This window comes from Pseudomonas sp. TE36184, assembly GCF_054060055.1.
Map to the genome: position 1 here is coordinate 2789736 of NZ_JBSSCU010000001.1, position 18216 is coordinate 2807951.

The 18216-nt window shown below is 57.4% G+C and carries 22 protein-coding genes and 1 pseudogene; 13 read left to right on the forward strand and 10 right to left on the reverse strand.

All coding sequences use genetic code 11. The features are described from left to right. Window positions 1–487 precede the first annotated feature (487 nt). The 5 genes from ACVWZP_RS12350 to ACVWZP_RS12370 all read right to left on the reverse strand — a co-directional run bounded on the left by ACVWZP_RS12350 (window position 488) and on the right by ACVWZP_RS12370 (window position 4380). Complete coding sequence (locus ACVWZP_RS12350; protein WP_034106743.1) at window positions 488–853, reverse strand: PA0613 family protein; 366 nt, start codon at window positions 851–853, stop codon at window positions 488–490. Further along, window positions 846–3062 (reverse strand): VapE domain-containing protein, encoded by a 2217-nt coding sequence (locus ACVWZP_RS12355; protein ID WP_457369806.1) that lies wholly within the window; start codon window positions 3060–3062, stop codon window positions 846–848. Before ACVWZP_RS12355 ends, ACVWZP_RS12350 begins: the two co-directional genes overlap by 8 nt. Next, window positions 3052–3279: a TraR/DksA family transcriptional regulator gene (locus ACVWZP_RS12360; RefSeq protein WP_457369807.1), complete on the reverse strand. Its 228-nt coding sequence runs from the start codon at window positions 3277–3279 to the stop codon at window positions 3052–3054. The genes ACVWZP_RS12355 and ACVWZP_RS12360 overlap by 11 nt, the downstream gene beginning before the upstream one ends. Beyond that, window positions 3272–3790 (reverse strand): phage regulatory CII family protein, encoded by a 519-nt coding sequence (locus tag ACVWZP_RS12365; protein WP_457369808.1) that lies wholly within the window; start codon window positions 3788–3790, stop codon window positions 3272–3274. Before ACVWZP_RS12365 ends, ACVWZP_RS12360 begins: the two co-directional genes overlap by 8 nt. Window positions 3791–4119: 329 nt before the next feature. Then, window positions 4120–4380 carry a hypothetical protein gene (locus tag ACVWZP_RS12370; RefSeq protein ID WP_457369809.1) on the reverse strand — a complete coding sequence of 87 codons (261 nt, stop codon included), beginning with the start codon at window positions 4378–4380 and terminating at the stop codon, window positions 4120–4122. 78 nt (window positions 4381–4458) lie between these two features. Between ACVWZP_RS12370 and ACVWZP_RS12375 the strand changes: the two genes are divergently transcribed. After that, window positions 4459–5184, forward strand: a complete 726-nt coding sequence (locus ACVWZP_RS12375) for a LexA family protein (RefSeq protein ID WP_457369810.1) — start codon at window positions 4459–4461, stop codon at window positions 5182–5184. Between the two features lie 11 nt (window positions 5185–5195). Here ACVWZP_RS12375 and ACVWZP_RS12380 read toward each other — a convergent pair whose 3' ends face one another. Continuing rightward, complete coding sequence (locus tag ACVWZP_RS12380; protein WP_457369811.1) at window positions 5196–6212, reverse strand: hypothetical protein; 1017 nt, start codon at window positions 6210–6212, stop codon at window positions 5196–5198. Between the two features lie 336 nt (window positions 6213–6548). Here ACVWZP_RS12380 and ACVWZP_RS12385 point away from each other — a divergent pair, with 336 nt between their 5' ends. The 9 genes and pseudogenes from ACVWZP_RS12385 to ACVWZP_RS12425 all read left to right on the forward strand — a co-directional run bounded on the left by ACVWZP_RS12385 (window position 6549) and on the right by ACVWZP_RS12425 (window position 12053). After that, on the forward strand, window positions 6549–7130 hold the full coding sequence (locus ACVWZP_RS12385; RefSeq protein ID WP_457369812.1) for a hypothetical protein: 582 nt from the start codon (window positions 6549–6551) through the stop codon (window positions 7128–7130). A gap of 9 nt (window positions 7131–7139) precedes the next feature. After that, window positions 7140–7424, forward strand: coding sequence for a phage antirepressor KilAC domain-containing protein (locus ACVWZP_RS12390; protein ID WP_457369813.1), 285 nt, complete (start codon window positions 7140–7142; stop codon window positions 7422–7424). Between the two features lie 155 nt (window positions 7425–7579). Further along, complete coding sequence (locus ACVWZP_RS12395) at window positions 7580–7906, forward strand: pyocin activator PrtN family protein (protein ID WP_457369814.1); 327 nt, start codon at window positions 7580–7582, stop codon at window positions 7904–7906. Window positions 7907–7954: 48 nt separating this feature from the next. Continuing rightward, window positions 7955–8344: pseudogene (locus ACVWZP_RS12400) on the forward strand (hypothetical protein); the annotation flags it as partial. 188 nt (window positions 8345–8532) lie between these two features. Continuing rightward, window positions 8533–8754: a hypothetical protein gene (locus tag ACVWZP_RS12405; protein ID WP_457369815.1), complete on the forward strand. Its 222-nt coding sequence runs from the start codon at window positions 8533–8535 to the stop codon at window positions 8752–8754. Next, window positions 8751–9293, forward strand: coding sequence for a phosphohydrolase (locus ACVWZP_RS12410; protein WP_457369816.1), 543 nt, complete (start codon window positions 8751–8753; stop codon window positions 9291–9293). Before ACVWZP_RS12405 ends, ACVWZP_RS12410 begins: the two co-directional genes overlap by 4 nt. Next, window positions 9290–9796 (forward strand): hypothetical protein, encoded by a 507-nt coding sequence (locus ACVWZP_RS12415; RefSeq protein ID WP_457369817.1) that lies wholly within the window; start codon window positions 9290–9292, stop codon window positions 9794–9796. The genes ACVWZP_RS12410 and ACVWZP_RS12415 overlap by 4 nt, the downstream gene beginning before the upstream one ends. Continuing rightward, window positions 9793–11784 carry a DNA cytosine methyltransferase gene (locus ACVWZP_RS12420; RefSeq protein ID WP_457369818.1) on the forward strand — a complete coding sequence of 664 codons (1992 nt, stop codon included), beginning with the start codon at window positions 9793–9795 and terminating at the stop codon, window positions 11782–11784. Before ACVWZP_RS12415 ends, ACVWZP_RS12420 begins: the two co-directional genes overlap by 4 nt. Continuing rightward, the gene (locus tag ACVWZP_RS12425; RefSeq protein WP_457369819.1) at window positions 11781–12053 is read left to right on the forward strand and encodes a pyocin activator PrtN family protein; all 273 of its coding nucleotides are present in this window, start codon (window positions 11781–11783) and stop codon (window positions 12051–12053) included. Before ACVWZP_RS12420 ends, ACVWZP_RS12425 begins: the two co-directional genes overlap by 4 nt. Before the next feature lie 54 nt (window positions 12054–12107). Here the strand turns inward: ACVWZP_RS12425 and ACVWZP_RS12430 are convergent, their stop codons facing one another. Then, a complete protein-coding gene (locus tag ACVWZP_RS12430; RefSeq protein WP_457369820.1) occupies window positions 12108–12407 on the reverse strand; it encodes a hypothetical protein in 300 nt (99 codons plus the stop codon). Between the two features lie 61 nt (window positions 12408–12468). Further along, on the reverse strand, window positions 12469–13560 hold the full coding sequence (locus ACVWZP_RS12435; protein ID WP_457369821.1) for a site-specific integrase: 1092 nt from the start codon (window positions 13558–13560) through the stop codon (window positions 12469–12471). Window positions 13561–13665: 105 nt separating this feature from the next. Between ACVWZP_RS12435 and dusA the strand changes: the two genes are divergently transcribed. Beyond that, the gene (dusA, locus tag ACVWZP_RS12440; protein WP_457369822.1) at window positions 13666–14685 is read left to right on the forward strand and encodes a tRNA dihydrouridine(20/20a) synthase DusA; all 1020 of its coding nucleotides are present in this window, start codon (window positions 13666–13668) and stop codon (window positions 14683–14685) included. A gap of 208 nt (window positions 14686–14893) precedes the next feature. Continuing rightward, complete coding sequence (tal, locus tag ACVWZP_RS12445; protein WP_017848890.1) at window positions 14894–15820, forward strand: transaldolase; 927 nt, start codon at window positions 14894–14896, stop codon at window positions 15818–15820. A gap of 124 nt (window positions 15821–15944) precedes the next feature. On the opposite strand, the gene rssC is transcribed toward tal, so the two are convergent. Both rssC and rssB read right to left on the reverse strand, forming a co-directional pair. Then, window positions 15945–16427: an anti-sigma factor antagonist RssC gene (gene rssC, locus ACVWZP_RS12450; RefSeq protein ID WP_017848891.1), complete on the reverse strand. Its 483-nt coding sequence runs from the start codon at window positions 16425–16427 to the stop codon at window positions 15945–15947. Further along, window positions 16427–17608, reverse strand: coding sequence for a two-component system response regulator RssB (gene rssB, locus ACVWZP_RS12455; RefSeq protein WP_017848892.1), 1182 nt, complete (start codon window positions 17606–17608; stop codon window positions 16427–16429). Before rssB ends, rssC begins: the two co-directional genes overlap by 1 nt. A 277-nt stretch (window positions 17609–17885) precedes the next feature. On the opposite strand from rssB, the gene ACVWZP_RS12460 reads away from it, so the two are divergent. Further along, window positions 17886–18182 (forward strand): PilZ domain-containing protein, encoded by a 297-nt coding sequence (locus ACVWZP_RS12460; RefSeq protein ID WP_046384310.1) that lies wholly within the window; start codon window positions 17886–17888, stop codon window positions 18180–18182. Window positions 18183–18216: the final 34 nt, after the last annotated feature.

The window sequence follows — 18216 nt, forward strand, 5'->3', positions numbered from 1 at the left end:
GGTTCAGTGTGGTGGTGTGTCCCGCTGCTTGCGGTCGCACCTATCGAAGATGGGTACTTTTTACAGGTCGATTCCGGTGGCAGCAAGTGAGTTTTAATGCCATGGCGCAATACGGGTGCAATACAGGTATGACGCAGGTGCAACGCAGGTACAACGCATTCATTCGGTTATCGCTTCTGGTGCCCCGTCTGACCTGTCCCACTACTCTTGATCGAAGTAGGACAGCTACAGGCGCCTGAATACGGGGCTCTGCCCTACTGTCCTACCTTTATTCCTTTTCTCTTGTGTATAGAGAGAAAGCTAAAAGCACGCATGCGCGCCATGGGCGCGATTACGTACCCGCTATGCTCATGTGTGCGTGGGGCGGTTGAAGGTTGGACGGTAGGACAAGCCAACAACGGCGCGGCCTGCGCCTGTCCAACTGCGCTAAATGCGAGTCGGACAAGGCGGGACAGTAGGACAAAGGCACGCGGAGTGACGCCAGGGGTCATGCAGCCTTCCCCATCAGCATGCCGGCGATGTGCAGGTGGGCTTCGTGCAGGCGCTGGTAGTAGGTATCCCGACCGCATCCGCAGTGGGTGTACTTCTGCGAGAGGAAGCTTTCGTGGTTGCAGTAGTGCTCACGCACAACGACCGACAGCTGCGGCGGCAAGTGCTTGTTGACGATCAGCTCAATGTCCGCAGACTCATCCAGCAACACCCGACTGCCGCGTGTGCCGCGTATCAGCTCGCCCTTGCACTCCATCAGCATGGCGATCATGTTGCCGCCGCTCGGCCCGCCCACGTTTTCTGGCACCGGCGAGTGCAGATCCTGTGCCCAGAGCTTGAGCATCTCGTCGATTCGCTTAATCAAAGCAAGGCTCCTCGATCACCGACTGCTGCAGCGCAGACGCACGCCCCCAACCCGCAGGCTTTTCATAGGCCCAGGGCCGCACGCCGCTTTTTGCCAATGCCGGCATGCGTCGCTTACGCCAACCCAGCCGGTGCATGATCGCCCCGACTCGCATCTGCTCGGGTTTGCCCCAGTGACCGAAGTCGAGCTTCAGCGCCTGGGTCAGGATCTCGTTGCCGGTGGCGGTTTCACCGATCTGAGACTCTTCCATCCAAGCGAGGATTGGGCCTTCCCATTCGTCCACCACGAAGCGTTCGTCCTGGGCCTCTGCGAACATCCAAGATTCGTCCTTGGTCACCCACCAGATATCGCCGGCTTCGAAACAGAACAGCGCCTCAGCCCATAGCTGATCGCGGACCTCGCGCAGTTGCTCCAGATCGACCTTGTTGCAGAACACCGGCCAATAGCGGCGGTTGCCCGTGGCGTCCTTGAGGTACTCCTCTTGGTTGGTAGTGCCCACAAAAACACACTGGCGTGGCACGTCATTCGTTCTGCGGCCGTAGCTCTCGCGGTAAGTGTCGGTGGAGGCGGAGAAGAACTGTTTGGCCTTGGTGCTTTCAGCCTTGTTGAAGCTGTCCAGCTCCCCCAACTCGACAATCCACTTGCCGCGAATCGCCTGGAAGCTGTCTTTGTCGCCGAGGGCAAAGGGCGTATCCATGAACCACTCGCCACCGAGTACGCCCATGGCCGTGGACTTACCGGCGCCCTGCCCGCCTTCGAGGATCATCACCGAGTCGGCCTTGCAGCCTGGGCGCATCACACGGGCGACCGCCGAGATCAGCCAGCGCTTGCCGACCTTGGCCGAGTACTCACTTGCCTGAACGCCCAGCACGTCGGTCAGCCAGGTTTCAATGCGAGGCACGCGATCCCACTCAAGCTTCTCCAGGTACTCTCGCACCGGGTGAAAGGCGTGGTCGTGTGCAACCACACTGACCGCCTCGATCACATGGGATGCCTTTACGCGGAGGTTGTATTGCTGCGCGAGCCACTTCATCACGCGCATGTCGTCGATGTCAGCCCAATCGCCGGCACCGCCGCCGAAGGGCGCGGACCGGAGCTTGACGATCTTGGAGCTGAACACGCTGTAACCAATGACCCCGGCCCAGCGCTCGTCATTACCCAGGATCAGCTCGACGTTTTGCATGTGCGCGATAAGGGAGCCGTTCTCGGTGCGGGCGAGTTGGTCTTTCCAGCCACCCGCTGCAGGAGGCTTGACCACTGCCAGCACCTGGCGGCGGACGGCCTCTAAACCTTCGGCGACATGCAGGTCGTTGAAGTCGGTCCACTTGATCTCGCGTTCCCCGGAGAACACAGGGGCAACCACCTGGCCACCGACAACCAGCGCTGCATTGTTGGCTTTCTCTTCGCCAGGGTTCCAAGGGACACCGTTGGGGCGCGTGGTCTTCCAGTCATCATCGCGGCAGATGATCAGCGGGCAACCGGGGAAACGCTCTCGCATGGCCTTGGAGACCGGCAGCAGGTTGCCCGCGTCGAAGGCGATGGCAACAGTAAGCGACGTCGCCATGTGCAGGCTGGCGCCCGTGGCGTAGCCCTCACACACCAGCACCGGTTCGCCGGGCTCAGGGTGCGGGCCGATCAGGTGGAAGGCGCCCTCTTTCGACATGCCGTAGGGCCAATACGCTTTGTCGCGCCCGGTGTCCTCTTGCTTCGCGGGGAAGATCACCTGCAGGCCGACGATCTGGTCGCGCACGTTACACATGGGTACCAAAAATGCGCCGGTACGGGGCGCATAGCGGACTTTGAAGCCAACGATCTGCTTTCGATCCAGATAGGCGCTCTTGCCCTTTTCGGGCATGCGCTTGAACAGGCCGGCTGCGCGGTTGGCCGCTCGACGTGACGCGTTGGCCGCGATCTCAGCGGCCTTGCGCTTGGCATCCTCCTGGCGAGCGCGCATGACGTCGCGCTCTTCTGGGCTCATACGGCCGGCCTTGACCTTGATCTTCTGGGTGTCGCCGGAGCGCCAGTCACCGAAACTGCCGAAGATCAGCGTTTCGTTTTTTTCGGTACGGTGTTCGTGGATGACATACCAGCCGTTTTTTTCCTTGCCCTTGTCCTGGGTGGTTTTGCAGCGGGTGAGTTTGCCGAAGGCCAGGGGCTGAGCGGGTTCAAGGCCGTAGTCCGCGAACTGATTCAATACCTCATCGAGCATGGCGGGCCTTCCTGGCTTCGTCGATGGATTGGCAGATCACGCAATGGGTGCAGCCGGGGATAGCTACACGGCGCGCTGTTGGGATCGGCGCGTCGCACTCTTCACAGAACATGAAGGAATGCGCGAGCGTGGCGGTTTTGTTCGCATGCCGTGCGGCGAGCGCACGGTCCATGCGCTCCTGCACCAAGTCATTTGCAAAGTCGATGTCGTCAGCCACGGTCCGCCCCCCGAGTTGTCTGGTTGACGTATTTGGCGCGGTTGAACATCCCCAACAGTCCCTGGATACCGCGAAATACCTGCAGGCGAATTTCAGCCAGTTCCTGATCACTCACAACGCCATCGCCAATGCTCTTGGCCCAGGTGTCAGCCAGATCAGCCACCTGCCTGAAGTACGAGGCGATACCTGTGGTTAGGGTCTCAGGCATGTCGCTGGTATAGGTTTCTGCCAGCTCTTGCCACGTTGTGTCGCCGACCAATGCATGCACCGCATCGAGGATGCGGCGGTCCTTGGTCAATTCGAGGATCTCGCCGAACTCTTGAATGTTGACCGCGTGCGAGGGATGGGTGGGAGACAACTTGTGCTGCAACGTGGTGGCATTGCGGCCGGTGGTGGCGGCGATTGCAGCGGCACCGCCGGGGTAGTCCCGTGCGGCGTGGTACAGGGCTAATTCGAGCGTCAGGACTTCCCTTTGCGCTCGATCAACACAGCTTAAAGCTACTCGGCTCATGGCATTAATCCTACTAAGTTGCCAGTGCCCCGCGACATGCAGTGGTGTTACATTTGCCGCGTGGCTTGAAAGGGCCCAAACGCCGGCCAGATCTTAGGGATCGAAACCGGCACCGTGCCGAGGCGAACAATCCGTTGCTCACCTCTGGCGCAACAGCTGCCTAATCTGTGGTGGAAAAGGCAGCAACCCAAGACATCCGTGTCTTGGTAGCGCGATAAAAGGAGGTGGTTTGCATGTGGTGTGCCCTCCAACTTTCGTCGCGACCCGACAGCACTGTGGTGGTGTGTGCCGGGAGGAACTGGGCGGCCCGTGGGTCGCCTTTTTTCTATCTACGCTGCAGCTTTCTGCGGTGCCGATGCGTTGAGCAACCAGGCAGCATCAAACGCGTTGCCCTTTTGCTCAGCAGCGGTCGCTAACAGTTTTGCGTAGTGGGTTTCGCCGGTGTAGTCGGTGCGGGGAAGGCTGGCAGCCAAGCGCCATTTATTGAGCGCCTGATAGCTCCTCTCACACACCTTGGCGGCGGCACCAATGCCGCCTACTGCTTCAAATGCGAACGCGATAGCGTTTGGAAAATCTGCGGGGTTCAACATGGCAACCTCCATTTATCAACTCGCGGTTGATATTAACATCAACTGACTATTGCGCAACCCCTGTGAGAGTATCAACTCATGGTTGATAAGAACGAGCTACGGGCAGCTTTCACGGCGCGCCTACACGAAGCACTTGACGATGCCGGTGTACGCACCCGGGGACGTGGGGTGGACATTCATAAGCACTTGAAGAGCGTTGGCGTGGTCAAGAGTCCGCAAGCTGTCAGTAAGTGGCTTAATGGAGATGCCATCGCCGAGGCTGACAGTATGGTTGCCCTTTGCGCGTGGCTCAAAGTCCGGCGCGAGTGGTTAGAATATGGTGTCCAGCCTAAAGAGCAGATTGGAGACAGCAACGTTCGTCAACTCATTAACAGAGGCGACAACAATGTTCTCGAAATTACAAAACGATTTGGCAAAGTCCCACTAATTTCGTGGGTACAGGCAGGAGCATGGTGCGAGGCAAATTGTGAACAATACGATGGTGAGTCCTGGCTATCTTGCCCAGTCCCCATCAGTGACAGTGGCTATGCCCTTCGAGTTCTTGGAGACTCGATGACGAACCCAGGCCCAGGTCGCAGCTATCCTACGGGGTGTATTATTTTTGTCGATCCGGAGGCAGAAGCAAATACTGGAGACAGAGTAATTGCAAGAGTGCCAAGAACAAATGAGGCGACATTCAAAGTTTTAGTCGAAGATGCAGGGAGGCAGTTTTTGAAGCCTATCAATCCGCAATATCCAATCATTGACATTACGGAAGAGACTCATATATGCGGAAAAGTCGTTGGATCATTTATCCCAGAATAAGATCACGCCAACTACTCCACCTTAGACTCAAGCAATGCGGCAGTAAAAACCGAAACATCATCAGCATTCATGCCCTTTAGTTCTCTTGTCTGCCTTTCGGTTAAAGAAACACCATCTTCAAGAATCAATACAAAATGAATAACTGCATCTTTATTCGTAATCTCTTTATACAGCGCCCGAATGCGATCCAACTGAGATGAAACTAGCTTTACCCAAGAAATGAAATTTCTCGGAGATCTCAAATATTTGATTTCGAATATTGTATGCCGAATCATGCGAGTAGAAATTAGTCCATCGAGTTCAACTTGCAGTCCGCTTTTTGAGACAAGGCGGACACCGCGCTCAATCGTAGTCCTATATGACACTTCCAATCTGTCGAACGCTTTGTTTTCCAGGTCAAATACTCGCCTCAACCGCTCTGTAGTGCTTGAAAGTCCTAAGAATCTATCGCTCTCTCCAAAAGCACGTCGGTGGTCACTACTTTTTAATGCAATCACCCCGTCAGGCTTCTCAGCTTCAACCTCAATGTCTTCATGACTTGACTCGACTACAACCTTTTCCAAAGGGGTTGTTTCAGCATCATTTTTAGCATTCCCCGCTTCTGATCCTGCAAATTCTTCAGGGCCCGAATTAGTGCTTCTCTCGCCCGCGCTATCCAACCCACTAGAGGAGACAACATCAGCCTGCGCGACATCCGCCGCCAAATTCCCAAACTTACTTTCTCTAGACAAAGCCTCTTTCTTGTAATTAAAGTAACCATCATTCCCTCTAATTATTGCAGCAAGATTCTGTAAAAAATCCAGCTCAGTAACTGCAGTCGCAATAACAAAGATCGCCACAAAGTATGTTGTAACGCTATTAGAAAACAAAGCTAGCGCACAAATAAAGGCTATAGATAACAACTTCAGCAGATGAACTCTCAAATTAAACTTTAATGATCCCAACCCGGCAAAGATAGCGACAATAGCTAGAACTCCTCCTAGGAGCTCCAAAAAATTAGCGGGTAGAAGTCTCTCCATAATATCCATTCTCTATCCTAAGAGGAAATTCGTCAGGATGAACGCTACTAAAATGCCATCAATATGTCCAACAAGAGTTTAGCCATCTCAAATATCAACCATCGGTGGTTGACAATTATAAACCACTGGTTGATATTTGCTTCACTCTTTCACCACAGAGCGAGGCAAAACCATGCACACCACAGCCACATTGCACGTCCACCCGGCCGCTGCTAACCCCTCCCGCATATTCGAAATCCGCCGCCTGGCGCAAGACAGCGGCTGCGCCTTCATCTCGTCCAGCCCCAGGCTGAAACAGCGCGCCGCACCCGCCCCCTTCGATCCAAACGGCGGAGGGCAAGCAGCATGAGCAAGTACAAACTCGACAATCGCACCCTGACCCTGCTCAAGGCACAGGTCAACTTGACCGAAACCTTCAATCACCTCCTGCGCGCCGAGACGCAGCGTGAACCCCTGGCCTTCCGCCTGAAAGTCGAACGCCGCAAAGTCGACACACACTTCACCGTTGAGCTGGACAGCGAACGCCACACGCTGACCCTGACCAACAGCAAAAAGATGCACCTCAAGCTTGCAGACTTCATTGAAGAGATCGTCAACGGGCCAACCACCTCCTCCGAGCCATCGCCTTTGCCGCATGCAGACCGCCGCTACGGCGTGTTCGAAACTGAACACCGGCAGCAGGTATTCGACCTAGTGCAAACCGGCGGCGCCCTCAGCCTCGATATGGGCTTTGAACAACCGATCAACCTGGCAATCCACCGTAACAAAACCCGCGCAGGCATCACCACCATCATGAGCATCGGCGTCAGGAAGCCGCGTACCAAGTGCTTCACGGTGTACGGCAGTGACGTGGAGATCTACTCCATGGTCGCCGAATCCATCACCCATCTGGCTGCCGTGGCAACACCCGCCGCGCATGCAGCCTAGGAGGCCGAGATGGAACGTAGCCTGGAAAAAACCGCCAAGTACTTTGGCCTCACCCGTCCCAAACTGATCGCGCTCATGCGTGAGAAGGGCTTGCTCAACGACCGCAACCTACCGGCCTTCCCCGTCCGCGACCGTGAGTACCTGCGGATCAAGGACAGCAACTGGTATCACGAGACCGCCGGCATGCAGTACAGCCAGTCGACCAAGGTCCGGCAGGCAGGCATACGCTGGCTCGCCGAACAGTTGGGCCTCGAACTGCCAGCCATCCCGGCAGACAACCGTGACGTGGCCTAGGGAGTACGCCCGCCAGATCGTCGCCATGCACACACGAGAGGAGCGCAACGCTGCACTCCTCGAAGTGCCGGAGCATCTGCGGGAGCTAACCAAACGCCACTGCCTGAATGCCTGGAACCACCCTTCACGACTCAAACGCAAGGAGGCCGCCGCACATGAGCAACAACATTCAAACACCGCTACGGCTGCAACCCGCGCCGGATAGCGCAACCGTCGAGATGCTCCACCAACTCTTCGGCGACGTGCTTATCCCCCTGGAAAAGCTGCGCGTGCATTACTTCAAGAACCTCAATGAAAAGACCTTCACCGAGGCGATCAACAGCGGCCGGATTCAGTTGCCGGTGACCACCCTGGACCACAGCGTCAAGGCGTTGAGGTATGCCCACATCAAGCACATCGCAGCATTGATCGACATCCGCGCCTACAAGGCGGACGAGGACATGCCGCGTCCGCAGAACGATTTAACTGAGCAAGACCAGTAACCAAACGGCTGCCACCACCAGCCAACAAAACCAAAAGGAGCACACCACATGACCGCAATACAAATCTGCGCACTAATCAGCATCGTAATAGCCGCTGGCATTCTCTACTGGGTCGGCTATCGAGGAGGCCTAATTGATGGCCGCATCGAAGGTATCGGCGAAGGCAAGGCCATTCAGCAATCGGATAACTCAGTGGCGATTGAGGATCTGAAGCGACTGCTTAATCAGGCCCAGGCCCAGTATATGAAACTGTATTCCCATTACGAACGAGCATTGGCCGCTTCAAAACTTGGGGAGCCATCCCGCCGAACTCTCTTGGAGATCGCCGAAAAGTTGCGAATTGCCGCAGAAACATTCAGCGCATTCCGTACCGGCAAGAAACTGGAGCGCGACACACTTACTCTCCGTGACCAAGCTCTTGCAATGGCAGCTTTACTGGGTTCAGAAGCCTCAAAGCTGGCACCGGCCCCAGCGGCCATCTCAATCACTGAGCCCCAAGGCCGCTGGGTGATACAGCGCGAGCAAACCGAAGAAATGTGCCCTGCAGACGCCCGCAAAGCAGCGCAATTCTTTCGAACCGAAGCGGAAATTCACACCCGAAACCAAAAAGCAGTCGGCGGTGACGTATGAGCAGCTCCATTCCAATGCTGCGCTTGACGCCACAAGCCGCCGGCACACTGCAACAGCAGCACGCTAAGGCCACCAAGCACCTGCGCGCCCTGACCCGCTACAACAAGGAATTCGACCGGCAGCTGAAAGCGCTGATCGGTTATGACGCTTTGCGCCAATTGCACAAAGCAACAGACAACGCCCTGCTGCTGGCCGATCTTATGAGGGAAGCCGCATGAACTGGATTCTCACCTCAACCGGCAAGCATTTCGACCTATACGAGCCAGACGTCGACATGATTGACCCACGGGACATCTCGCACGCGCTGGCCCACCTGTGCCGCTTCAACGGCCACACCCGCGAGTTCTACAGCGTGGCCCAACACAGCTGCATCGTCGCCGAGCTGGTGCCGGAAGAGCACAAGCTCGCGGCCTTGCTCCACGACGCGACCGAGGCATACCTGGGCGACATGACACGCCCACTAAAGCAGTGGATGCCCGACTACCTAGGCTTCGAGGATGTGATCTGGATGCGCGTTTGTGAGCGCTTCGACCTGGCCCTCGATCTCCCTGCCAGCGTGCACCATGCCGATCTGATTGCCCTGGCAACAGAACGCCGCGACCTCATGCCAACCGATCCGGCTATGTGGGATTGCTTGGCCGGCATCAACCCCATGCTTGAAACCATCCGGCCATGGCCCGCCGCAGAGGCCCGACTCACTTACCACCAGCGGCTGATGGACCAACTTGCTTTCGAACATCGGAGGAAAGCGGCATGAAGACCCGCCAGGACAACGCTAATGCCCTGCCCGCTTTGCTCCGCGATGCAGGTGGCTTCGACACGCTAGAAACAAACAGTCTCTGCTGCGCAGCAGCAGGCAATATTGCCTCTTCCAGCGCCACTGCCAAGGCACTTATACCCCACGAAAAGCTGCGCGGGGCAGCGCTCGCTGATGCAACGCTAAACGCTCAAAGTCGCCCGCCCGCGCAGCTTGCTGTGGGGTATACGCACCTTCACAGCAACTCTGAAAACCCGTCACAAGAGACCGTCGACGAGCCTCAGATCGACGAGCGCACCGAGTTCGAGAAAGAGTTCCCAGTCCCCGAAGGCCTGCGGTACTGCGCCCAGCGAGGTACGTACATCACCGCACCTAGTGCGAAGACATCCGACTCGTTCGCCCGTGAGCATTACGCGTACCGGGCAGGCTTCGCAGCATGGAAGCGCAGAGGGTGGAAGCACGCCGCACTCGTTGGCCAGCAAGCCAAGGGAGTTCGCCTGTGATCAAGCGTACTTTCAAACACTTCCACATGTGCTGCGGGCTGGGCAGTGGTGCCGCAGGTTTTAGTGACTCCAAGCCTGCATTGGGCTCAGTACAAGCCGAATGGCGATGCCTAGGTGGTGTTGACGTTGATCCCGCTGGACTACGTGACTTTCAAATGATGACCGGCGTACCAGGTACGCTGATGGATCTGTTCACCCGCGAACAGTTCACCGCATTCCATGGAAAGGAACCGCCTGCAGGCTGGAAAGAAGCCACCGCTGAAGATCTACGCCGCGCCGCCTGTAATGAAGATCCGGACGCCGTATTCATCAGCAGTCCCTGCAAAGGTGCGTCGGGGTTGCTCTCCGAGACGATGAGCCAAACCCCGAAGTATCAGGCCCTAAACGAACTGACGCTGCGCTGTGTCTGGCTGATGTGCGAAGCATGGAAGCACAACCCAGTCTCGCTGATTATCTTCGAGAACGTGCCACGTTTAGCTACTCGCGGCCGTCACCTGCTCGATCAAATCAACAAGCTGCTCAGTTTCTATGGATACGCGGTCGCGGAAACCACCCATGATTGCGGCGAGATCGGTGGCTTGGCACAGAGCCGCAAGCGATTCCTGTTGGTGGCCAGACACGTCGAGAAAGTGCCGGCGTTTCTATACGAGCCCGAGAAGCGCAGCCTGCGCGCCGTTGGCGACGTGCTGAGCCGCATGCCGCTGGCAGGTGACATCGAACAGGCCGGCCCGATGCACCGAGTACCTGCGCTGCAGTGGAAAACGTGGGTGCGCCTGGCATTAGTTGAGGCCGGGAAGGATTGGCGCAGCCTAAGTCGGTTTGCGATCGAGGACGGTCACCTACGTGACTTTGTGATCGTGCCGGAATACCACAACGGCGTACTCGGTGTTGTCGATTGGGACGATACAGCAGGCGTGGTTGCAGGTGCGAGCCGGCCTATGAACGGCAAGTTTTCCGTCGCGGATCCGCGTCCGACCAGCAAATTCGAATACACCCAATACGGCGTGCTGCCTTACAACCGCCATTGCGGCGTAGTCACCGGCCAACGCAGCCCAGGGCAAGGGACGTTCAGCGTTGCAGACCCGCGCATGAGCCGCGAGCGGCGCAACAACATATTCCGGGTAGTTCGCAACGACCAAGCCGCAGGCACTGCCACCGCAGGGCACGGCCCTAGCTCCGGCGTGCAGGCCGTGGCTGACCCTCGACAACCGTCAAAGGGCTTCGGTAAGTACCTGGTCACCGACTACAGCAAGCCGGCCGGCACCGTGATCGCCGGCAGCACCACCGGGCAAGGCGCTTTCGCTGTGGCAGATCCGACCTATAAAAACTGGCACCCGAACGCCAGCACGCAAAAGCTGCGGATCACGCCCTGGTGCGAGAGCGCCAAAACCGTGACTGGCTCTCAACAGGTTGCCAGTGGGGCTTTATCGATCGCAGATCCGCGCCCGGGCATGTCGCGCAGCAAGGGCGACGCCTACCTTACAGGCGGGCATTACGGAGTCGTCGACTACAACACGCCGGCAGGTGCCGTGTCCGCCAGTGCCTGCCACGACAACGGGCGGTGGTCGGTTGCCGATCAGCGTATGCCGGCGCCCAACGACCGGCTGACCTGCATGATCACCAGCCTCGACGGCACCTGGCACCGTCCGTTCACCACCCTGGAGCTGGCCGCGCTGCAGTCGCTGTTTGATCCAGAAGATCACTGGTCAGCAGATCCGCAGACCGCCCGTGACATTCGAGTGATGCAACATGCTCGCAAGCTTGAACATGCGAGGTTCTTCCAGCTGGACGGAATCAACGATGGCAGCCACCGTGAACGCATCGGCAACGCAGTACCCCGCGCCGCAGCAAAGGCCATGGCTGACGTGTTTGGTATGACGCTACTACTCTCGGAGGCAGGCGAGACATTTATGCTCAGCAACGTTTCGATCTGGGTGCAACCGGTAGCCATTGCGCTAAGCGCGTCGACACAAGAGGTGCATCAATGAATACCTTGTTCCTATTGATGGCTCAGTACGATGGGCAGGCAGTTATCCCCCTAGATCGTGTATGCGCGGATTACATGCATCTGACAGTGGAGAAATTCAAGCGTAAAAGGCTAGATGGTGAGATTGATATTCCTGTTGTGCGATTGGGGGCAGACAGTCAAAAAGCGGCGCTGGGAATACATCTTAGAGACCTTGCCGACTACATCGATCGTCAGACCGAAAAAGCGCGAGCTGAACAAAATCAACTAATGGGAAGGAAAGCCGCATAACAAAAGTGAAAAAGCCCTGAAGAAGTCAGGGCTTTACTCCAAAAACAGTAAAGGTCAAAACGGCGGCAGCTCCCCTAAATTGTCTTTTGTTTTATCATTTCGATCTGTCGAGAGGAAATTGTCACCCACTACATGAACAAGAGCGCCACTCTCCCAATATTTTTCCGCCTTGTTGTAAGTCGCAGTTTTAAAGGTCGCCGTCTTCGACAAGATCAAATCAGCAATAAACTCACGACTACTGCCGACGCGCGGACCAACCTTTTTCTCTTCCAGAATACGCCTACGAACCTGCAAGGCAATAATTTTTGATTGTTCCTTGTTGTGACGTACCGCAGTAACGTAATACTCAGTCATTTTCTATCCTTGGAATAGGCCGATATGAGGCAAGGAATATGCCAGCGGCGTCACTTTAAAATCAAGAAATAACCGCGCTAAGCCAGCGCCAGGCAATGTATGGGTCGCCTCGTCCTCGTAAGTGGGTGTACCGTCTCAACGAGTTCCAGTCCCGGTGCCCAGATACACTCGACACCCTAGGTATGTCCCAATCCATCTCAAACAACCGGCTCACACCTTCGTGACGAAGGTCGTGAAAGTGGAGATCCTTGATGCCGAGCATCGGGCACGCCCGCGTAAATGCGGCCGACACTGACTTGGCGTTGTAGGGAAAGATTTCCCGCTCGATCTTGGGCATGCTCTGCAAAATTGCCCAAGCCTCATCTGGCAGATGACACCAAACGTCATTACCGATCTTCTGACCAGGGTTTTTCATATCGCGCACCAGGACAGCCTGCCGCGACTCGTCGAGATCAACCCAGCGGATACGCGTAATTTCCTCCTGTCGGCGCGTCGAGAAAAGCGCAAAGGCGATCACCTTCGGCATGTCGATCTGAGCATTGCGCCGTTCCTGCATTTCGAAGAAATGCGCCATGAGCTTGTCCAGCTCCTCGATCGTCGGCCGCCGGTTGCGCTCCTTGCTCTTACTCACCATACCCAGCTTACGCAACACCTTGCGCGCATCAGGCATAGCTAGCGGGTCGACCTCATAGCCCCACGCAGGCCGGGCCACCGACAGCACAGCGCCCAAGTGCGAGAGATCATTGCCGACCGTCTGCGCCTGAACGCCACCGCCCTCTTCACTCATCCGCCACTGAGCGAACTCAACCAGCTTCTGACTGGTCAGCGCCGAGTCATCAAGGTCACCTAGCCAAGTTTCCTTGATCGCATTGAGTGTTGCGTTCTTTGTCTTACCCAACGGCCGGATCTTCTCGTACTCGTCCAGGTACTGCTCAATCATCTTCCTTATCGTTACGCCCTTGCGGTTCGCGCGCTCAATTGCACCAGGCTCGGCCAGCTCCGTCTCACGCCGTTTGATCCAAGCCTGAGCGACCTGCTTGCGGTCGAAGGTTTGGCTTTCCTGATAAACTGTGCGCCCATCCCGATTGATCCGTATCTGCGCCGTATAGGCCGTCGAGTTGTCCTTGCGCTTGCGTGATGTGATCGTGCCCATTTCCAGTTGCTACATTGCCGAATTCGCTTGCTACATTGTAGCAACCGACTTCGAAAAACAAGGAAAAATGGGTAAAAACAGCTGTATAAAAGATCAGTCGAACAAATGAATTCCGAAAAACCTGAAGCGCCCGTAAATAAAAGCCCGCCCCGCTCCAAGTCGTCTCGACGCTTCAGTGTGGCCCCGATGATGGACTGGACCGACCGCCACTGCCGGTTCTTCCTGCGCCTGCTCTCCAAACACGCCCTGCTCTACACCGAGATGGTCACCACCGGCGCGATCCTCCACGGCGATCACGAGCGCTTCCTGCGCCACAACGACGCCGAGCACCCGCTCGCCCTCCAACTGGGCGGCAGTGTTCCCGCCGATTTGGCCGCTTGTGCCCGTATGGCCGAGGCTGCCGGTTACGATGAAGTGAACCTGAACGTCGGCTGCCCCAGCGATCGGGTGCAGAACAATATGATCGGCGCGTGTCTGATGGGCCATCCGGCGTTGGTGGCCGATTGTGTGAAGGCGATGCGCGATGCGGTGTCGATTCCGGTGACGGTGAAGCACCGTATCGGGATCAATGGGCGGGACAGTTACGCCCAGTTGTGTGATTTCGTCGGGCAGGTGAAGGACGCGGGGTGTACCAGTTTTACCGTGCATGCGCGGATTGCGATTCTGGAGGGGTTGTCGCCGAAGGAGAATCGCGACATTCCGCCGTTGCGTTATGACGTGGCGGCGCAGTTGAAGCGGGATTTTGCCGAGCTGGAGATTATTCTCAACGGCGGGATCAAGACGCTGGAGCAGTGCCATGAGCATTTGCAGACGTTTGACGGGGTGATGCTGGGCCGGGAGGCTTATCACAATCCGTATTTACTGGCAGAGGTGGATCAGCAGTTGTTTGGCAGCACGCGGCCGGTGATCAGTCGGGCAGAGGCGTTGGCGCAGTTGCGGCCTTATATCGCGGAGCATTTGGCAAGCGGTGGCTCGATGCATCACATTACGCGGCATGTGCTGGGGTTGGGCACGGGTTTCCCTGGGGCGCGCAAGTTCCGGCAGTTGTTGTCGGTGGATATTCATAAAGCAAGTGACCCGCTGGCGTTGCTGGATCAGGCGGCGGAGTTGTTGGAGGGCCGGTGAAACCGGCGCCCACAGGTTGATCGCGGTGTTCATCGAGCTGTTGGGTTGAACCTGCGGGCGATTTTGCCCTCCTATTTACCAGCAAGGCCAGTCATTCAAACGGCTGTTTTCAGGTTGTTGCCCTCGCAAACGATCGAACGCATTTGCGCCCTTGAGCGCCTGCCAGCGCTCGGGTAATGTCATCAGACCCATAGGACAGAGCACGCTCATGACTTCCAAGCTGGAACAACTCAAACAGTTCACCACCGTCGTCGCCGATACCGGCGATTTTGCGGCCCTCGCCAATCTCAAGCCGCAAGATGCCACCACCAACCCTTCCCTGCTGCTCAAGGCCGCGTCGATCCCGGGCTATGCCAAGTTGCTGGATGAGTGCGTGAAAGACTGCAACGGTGATGTCGGCCTGGCCAGCGACCGTTTTGCGGTGGCGGTGGGTCAAGAGATCCTGAAAGTGGTGCCCGGCCGTATCTCCACCGAGGTGGATGCGCGCTTGTCGTTCGACACTGACGCCGTACTCAAGCGCGCGCACCGTCTGATCGACCTGTACGAAAAAGCCGGGGTTGGCCGTGATCGCGTGCTGATCAAGATCGCGTCCACCTGGGAAGGCATCCGCGCGGCGGAGAAGCTGGAAAAAGAAGGCATCCAGACCAACCTGACGCTGCTGTTCTCCTTCGCCCAGGCCGTGGCCTGTGCCGAAGCGGGCGTGTTCCTGATTTCGCCGTTCGTGGGCCGTATCTACGACTGGTACAAGAAAGCCAACGGCAACGACTACACCGGCGCAGACGATCCGGGCGTGCAGTCGGTGACGCGCATCTACAACTACTACAAGGCCAATGGCTACAAGACCGTGGTGATGGGGGCGAGTTTCCGCAACCTGAGCCAGATCGAAGAGCTGGCCGGCTGTGATCGCCTGACCATCAGCCCGGACCTGCTGGAGAAACTGGCGGCCGATACTGGCAAGCTGGAGCGCAAGTTGTCGCCAGGCCATGCCGGTGAAGCGCGGGTACATCTGACTGAAGCGCAGTTCCGTTGGGAGTCCAACGAGGATGCGATGGCGACCGAGAAGCTGGCCGAGGGGATTCGTCAGTTTGCCCGCGACCAGGAGAAGCTGGAGGCGTTGCTGGCTGCCAAGCTGTAACAGCGGCGGCAGCAAAAAGGGCGGGACCTGTGAGGGTTCCGCCCTTTTTTTGTGTCAATCCGTTAGGCATGTACTGACAGGTCTGGGGCAATCGGAAGCAAGCCCCCTCCCACACCTGGAGAGATCAGTGGCGTTCGAGGGCGTTGACGAGGTCGTGGAAGGCTTCGCGGTTGGACTCGTTCAAGCCCATCAGGATTTTGTGCGCTTCCAGCACCTTGATCCGCACGATTTCCTCGGATTGGTCCTGGGACGGCAGGTCGGTCAGACATTCCGGGCAGGGGATCGGGCGGTCAACGATGTTGAACACTTGATCGAAGCCCATGGATTGCAGCAGACGGGTGATGTCTTCGTGGGTGGTGACGACAGTGGGCAACAGGCCGACCTTCTGCCGAGACAGAATGGACAACTTGGCCAACAGCCCAAGCGTGGTGCTATCGATGCTGCGGGTTTCGGTCAGATCGATCACGATCGCCGAGAAATTCAGCGCTGTGAAGATCCGCTCAATCGTTGCATCCAGCGCCGAACACAAGGTCAGGCGCACTTCACCGACAAACTTCAGGACAAACGTCCCGTCTTGCTCGGCGAATTGGATTCTTCCGGTACTCATCAAAGATTCCTGCTCAACACCAATAGGGCGATATCATCCGGCATCTCCCCTAGCGTGGCCAATCCAAAAACCTGCCGCAGGCCATCCAGGCTGCCGCCCGCCGACTTGACCCGTTGGGGCAAGGCAGCTTCTTTCTCTTTGAGTGTAGGCTCTGGAAGAAGGTCGAGGATGCCATCGGACATCAGCGTCAGGCTGAAGGTCGGCGGCAGCTCCAGGATGTGGTCTTCGTAGGTGGCTTCATTGAACAAGCCGACGGGCAGACCACGCCCTTCCAGGTAGCGCACACTGTCAGGAGTGTATAAAACCGGCATCGGCAGGTGACCGCCGATGCTGTAGGTCAAAAGACCGGTTTCTTCATCAATCACGCCGCCCACCATCGTCACGTGCTTGCCCAGCTTGCAGCTGATCAGGCCTCGGTTGATGTGGCCCAGCACCTCGGAGGGGGTGAACTCCGGCAAGGTGCCATTGCGCTTGGATTCGAACAGCAGCCGTGTGGTCATGAACTTCAACAACACGGTGACAAATGCCGAGGACGCGCCGTGGCCGGACACGTCGGCCAGATAAAACGCCACCCGCCGCTCATCTACGCGGAAATAGTCGACAAAATCACCCGACAGGTACAGCGACGGGATGATCTGGTGCGCAAACTTGAACTCATCGATGGTCCACGGGCTGACCGGCAGCATGTTCATCTGCACCTGGCGACCGGCGTTCTGGTCTTCCTGGAGCAGGTTCAGGCTGGCTTCGAGTTCGCGGTTGGCGGTTTCGAGCTTTTCGCGGTAGCGCTGGTTTTCCACCAGCAGGCGTGCGCGATCCAGGGCGCGGCGCACCGAGTGCTCCAGCACCGCCAGGTCTTCCAGGGGCTTGATCAGGTAGTCGGCGGCGCCCAGGCGCAGGGCCTCGACGGCATCGTTCATCACCCCGGCACCGGACACGACAATCACCGGCGTCTGCGGAGCAAGCTCGGTCACCTGGCGAATCAGTTCGAGGCCGCCCATCTGGGGCATGCGCAGATCGCAGATCACGAGGTCGGGCTTGTCGCGCTCGAACACCTGGAGACCCTGTTGGCCATTGCTGGCCTGCAGGACGCTGAAGCCACTGTCTTCCAAATAGGCCGCAAGGCTTGCGCGCACTACTTCGTCGTCATCGATTATCAGCAGCGTGGCACTGGTTTTTGGCATGTGGGCAAACGGCGCCAGAATTAGGTTGGCGTAGGCGGCTCGGCAATGGCCGGGCTCACGCTACTGGATTCGCTTTCTAGCCTCTCTGTCCTACAAAGCATAGGCTTTTTGCCCACGCACAAAGGTAAAGCAGAGGTGCCCTTCTAAGGCGCAGACGGTACTCCCATCCGACAGGGGTTTCAAGCTCATGCCGATGGTCGCCGAACGTCTTTACATCGCAAATCACCGGGAGTTATAAGAACAGCCATCACCACAACACAAAGTAAGGATGGAAGCTGTGAGCGAACACGAGCGCGACTACGCTGAAAAGCGCGATTTCATCCGCATGCGAGTGGATGCCAATGTCTCTTTGATCCATGCCGGGCAAGAAATTGACGGGGTTTGCGTGGACCTCTCCAGCTCCGGCATGCAGGTGCAGGCACCTCGCCAGTTCACGGTGGGCGATCTGCTGACCGTGCGTATCGAGTCGGAACACGCGGCCCTCGCGGGCCTGGAAGCGGACACCCAGGTGGTATGGGCGAGGAACGAGGGCGACGGCCAGCATCTGGGGCTGAAGATCCTGAAAATGCGCTGATACCCGCGCACAAAAAAGGCGACCACATGGTCGC

Bases quoted from the DNA above. Each gene is read 5' to 3' on its own strand.
- ACVWZP_RS12435 (WP_457369821.1), bottom strand. From the start codon at position 13,560: ATGGGCACGATCACATCACGCAAGCGCAAGGACAACTCGACGGCCTAT.
- ACVWZP_RS12380 (WP_457369811.1), bottom strand. From the start codon at position 6,212: ATGGATATTATGGAGAGACTTCTACCCGCTAATTTTTTGGAGCTCCTA.
- rssB (WP_017848892.1), bottom strand. From the start codon at position 17,608: ATGCCAAAAACCAGTGCCACGCTGCTGATAATCGATGACGACGAAGTA.
- ACVWZP_RS12410 (WP_457369816.1), top strand. From the start codon at position 8,751: ATGAACTGGATTCTCACCTCAACCGGCAAGCATTTCGACCTATACGAG.
- tal (WP_017848890.1), top strand. From the start codon at position 14,894: ATGACTTCCAAGCTGGAACAACTCAAACAGTTCACCACCGTCGTCGCC.
- ACVWZP_RS12430 (WP_457369820.1), bottom strand. From the start codon at position 12,407: ATGACTGAGTATTACGTTACTGCGGTACGTCACAACAAGGAACAATCA.
- ACVWZP_RS12395 (WP_457369814.1), top strand. From the start codon at position 7,580: ATGAGCAACAACATTCAAACACCGCTACGGCTGCAACCCGCGCCGGAT.
- dusA (WP_457369822.1), top strand. From the start codon at position 13,666: ATGAATTCCGAAAAACCTGAAGCGCCCGTAAATAAAAGCCCGCCCCGC.
- ACVWZP_RS12385 (WP_457369812.1), top strand. From the start codon at position 6,549: ATGAGCAAGTACAAACTCGACAATCGCACCCTGACCCTGCTCAAGGCA.
- ACVWZP_RS12370 (WP_457369809.1), bottom strand. From the start codon at position 4,380: ATGTTGAACCCCGCAGATTTTCCAAACGCTATCGCGTTCGCATTTGAA.
- rssC (WP_017848891.1), bottom strand. From the start codon at position 16,427: ATGAGTACCGGAAGAATCCAATTCGCCGAGCAAGACGGGACGTTTGTC.
- ACVWZP_RS12390 (WP_457369813.1), top strand. From the start codon at position 7,140: ATGGAACGTAGCCTGGAAAAAACCGCCAAGTACTTTGGCCTCACCCGT.
- ACVWZP_RS12355 (WP_457369806.1), bottom strand. From the start codon at position 3,062: ATGCTCGATGAGGTATTGAATCAGTTCGCGGACTACGGCCTTGAACCC.
- ACVWZP_RS12415 (WP_457369817.1), top strand. From the start codon at position 9,290: ATGAAGACCCGCCAGGACAACGCTAATGCCCTGCCCGCTTTGCTCCGC.
- ACVWZP_RS12425 (WP_457369819.1), top strand. From the start codon at position 11,781: ATGAATACCTTGTTCCTATTGATGGCTCAGTACGATGGGCAGGCAGTT.
- ACVWZP_RS12375 (WP_457369810.1), top strand. From the start codon at position 4,459: ATGGTTGATAAGAACGAGCTACGGGCAGCTTTCACGGCGCGCCTACAC.
- ACVWZP_RS12365 (WP_457369808.1), bottom strand. From the start codon at position 3,790: ATGAGCCGAGTAGCTTTAAGCTGTGTTGATCGAGCGCAAAGGGAAGTC.
- ACVWZP_RS12405 (WP_457369815.1), top strand. From the start codon at position 8,533: ATGAGCAGCTCCATTCCAATGCTGCGCTTGACGCCACAAGCCGCCGGC.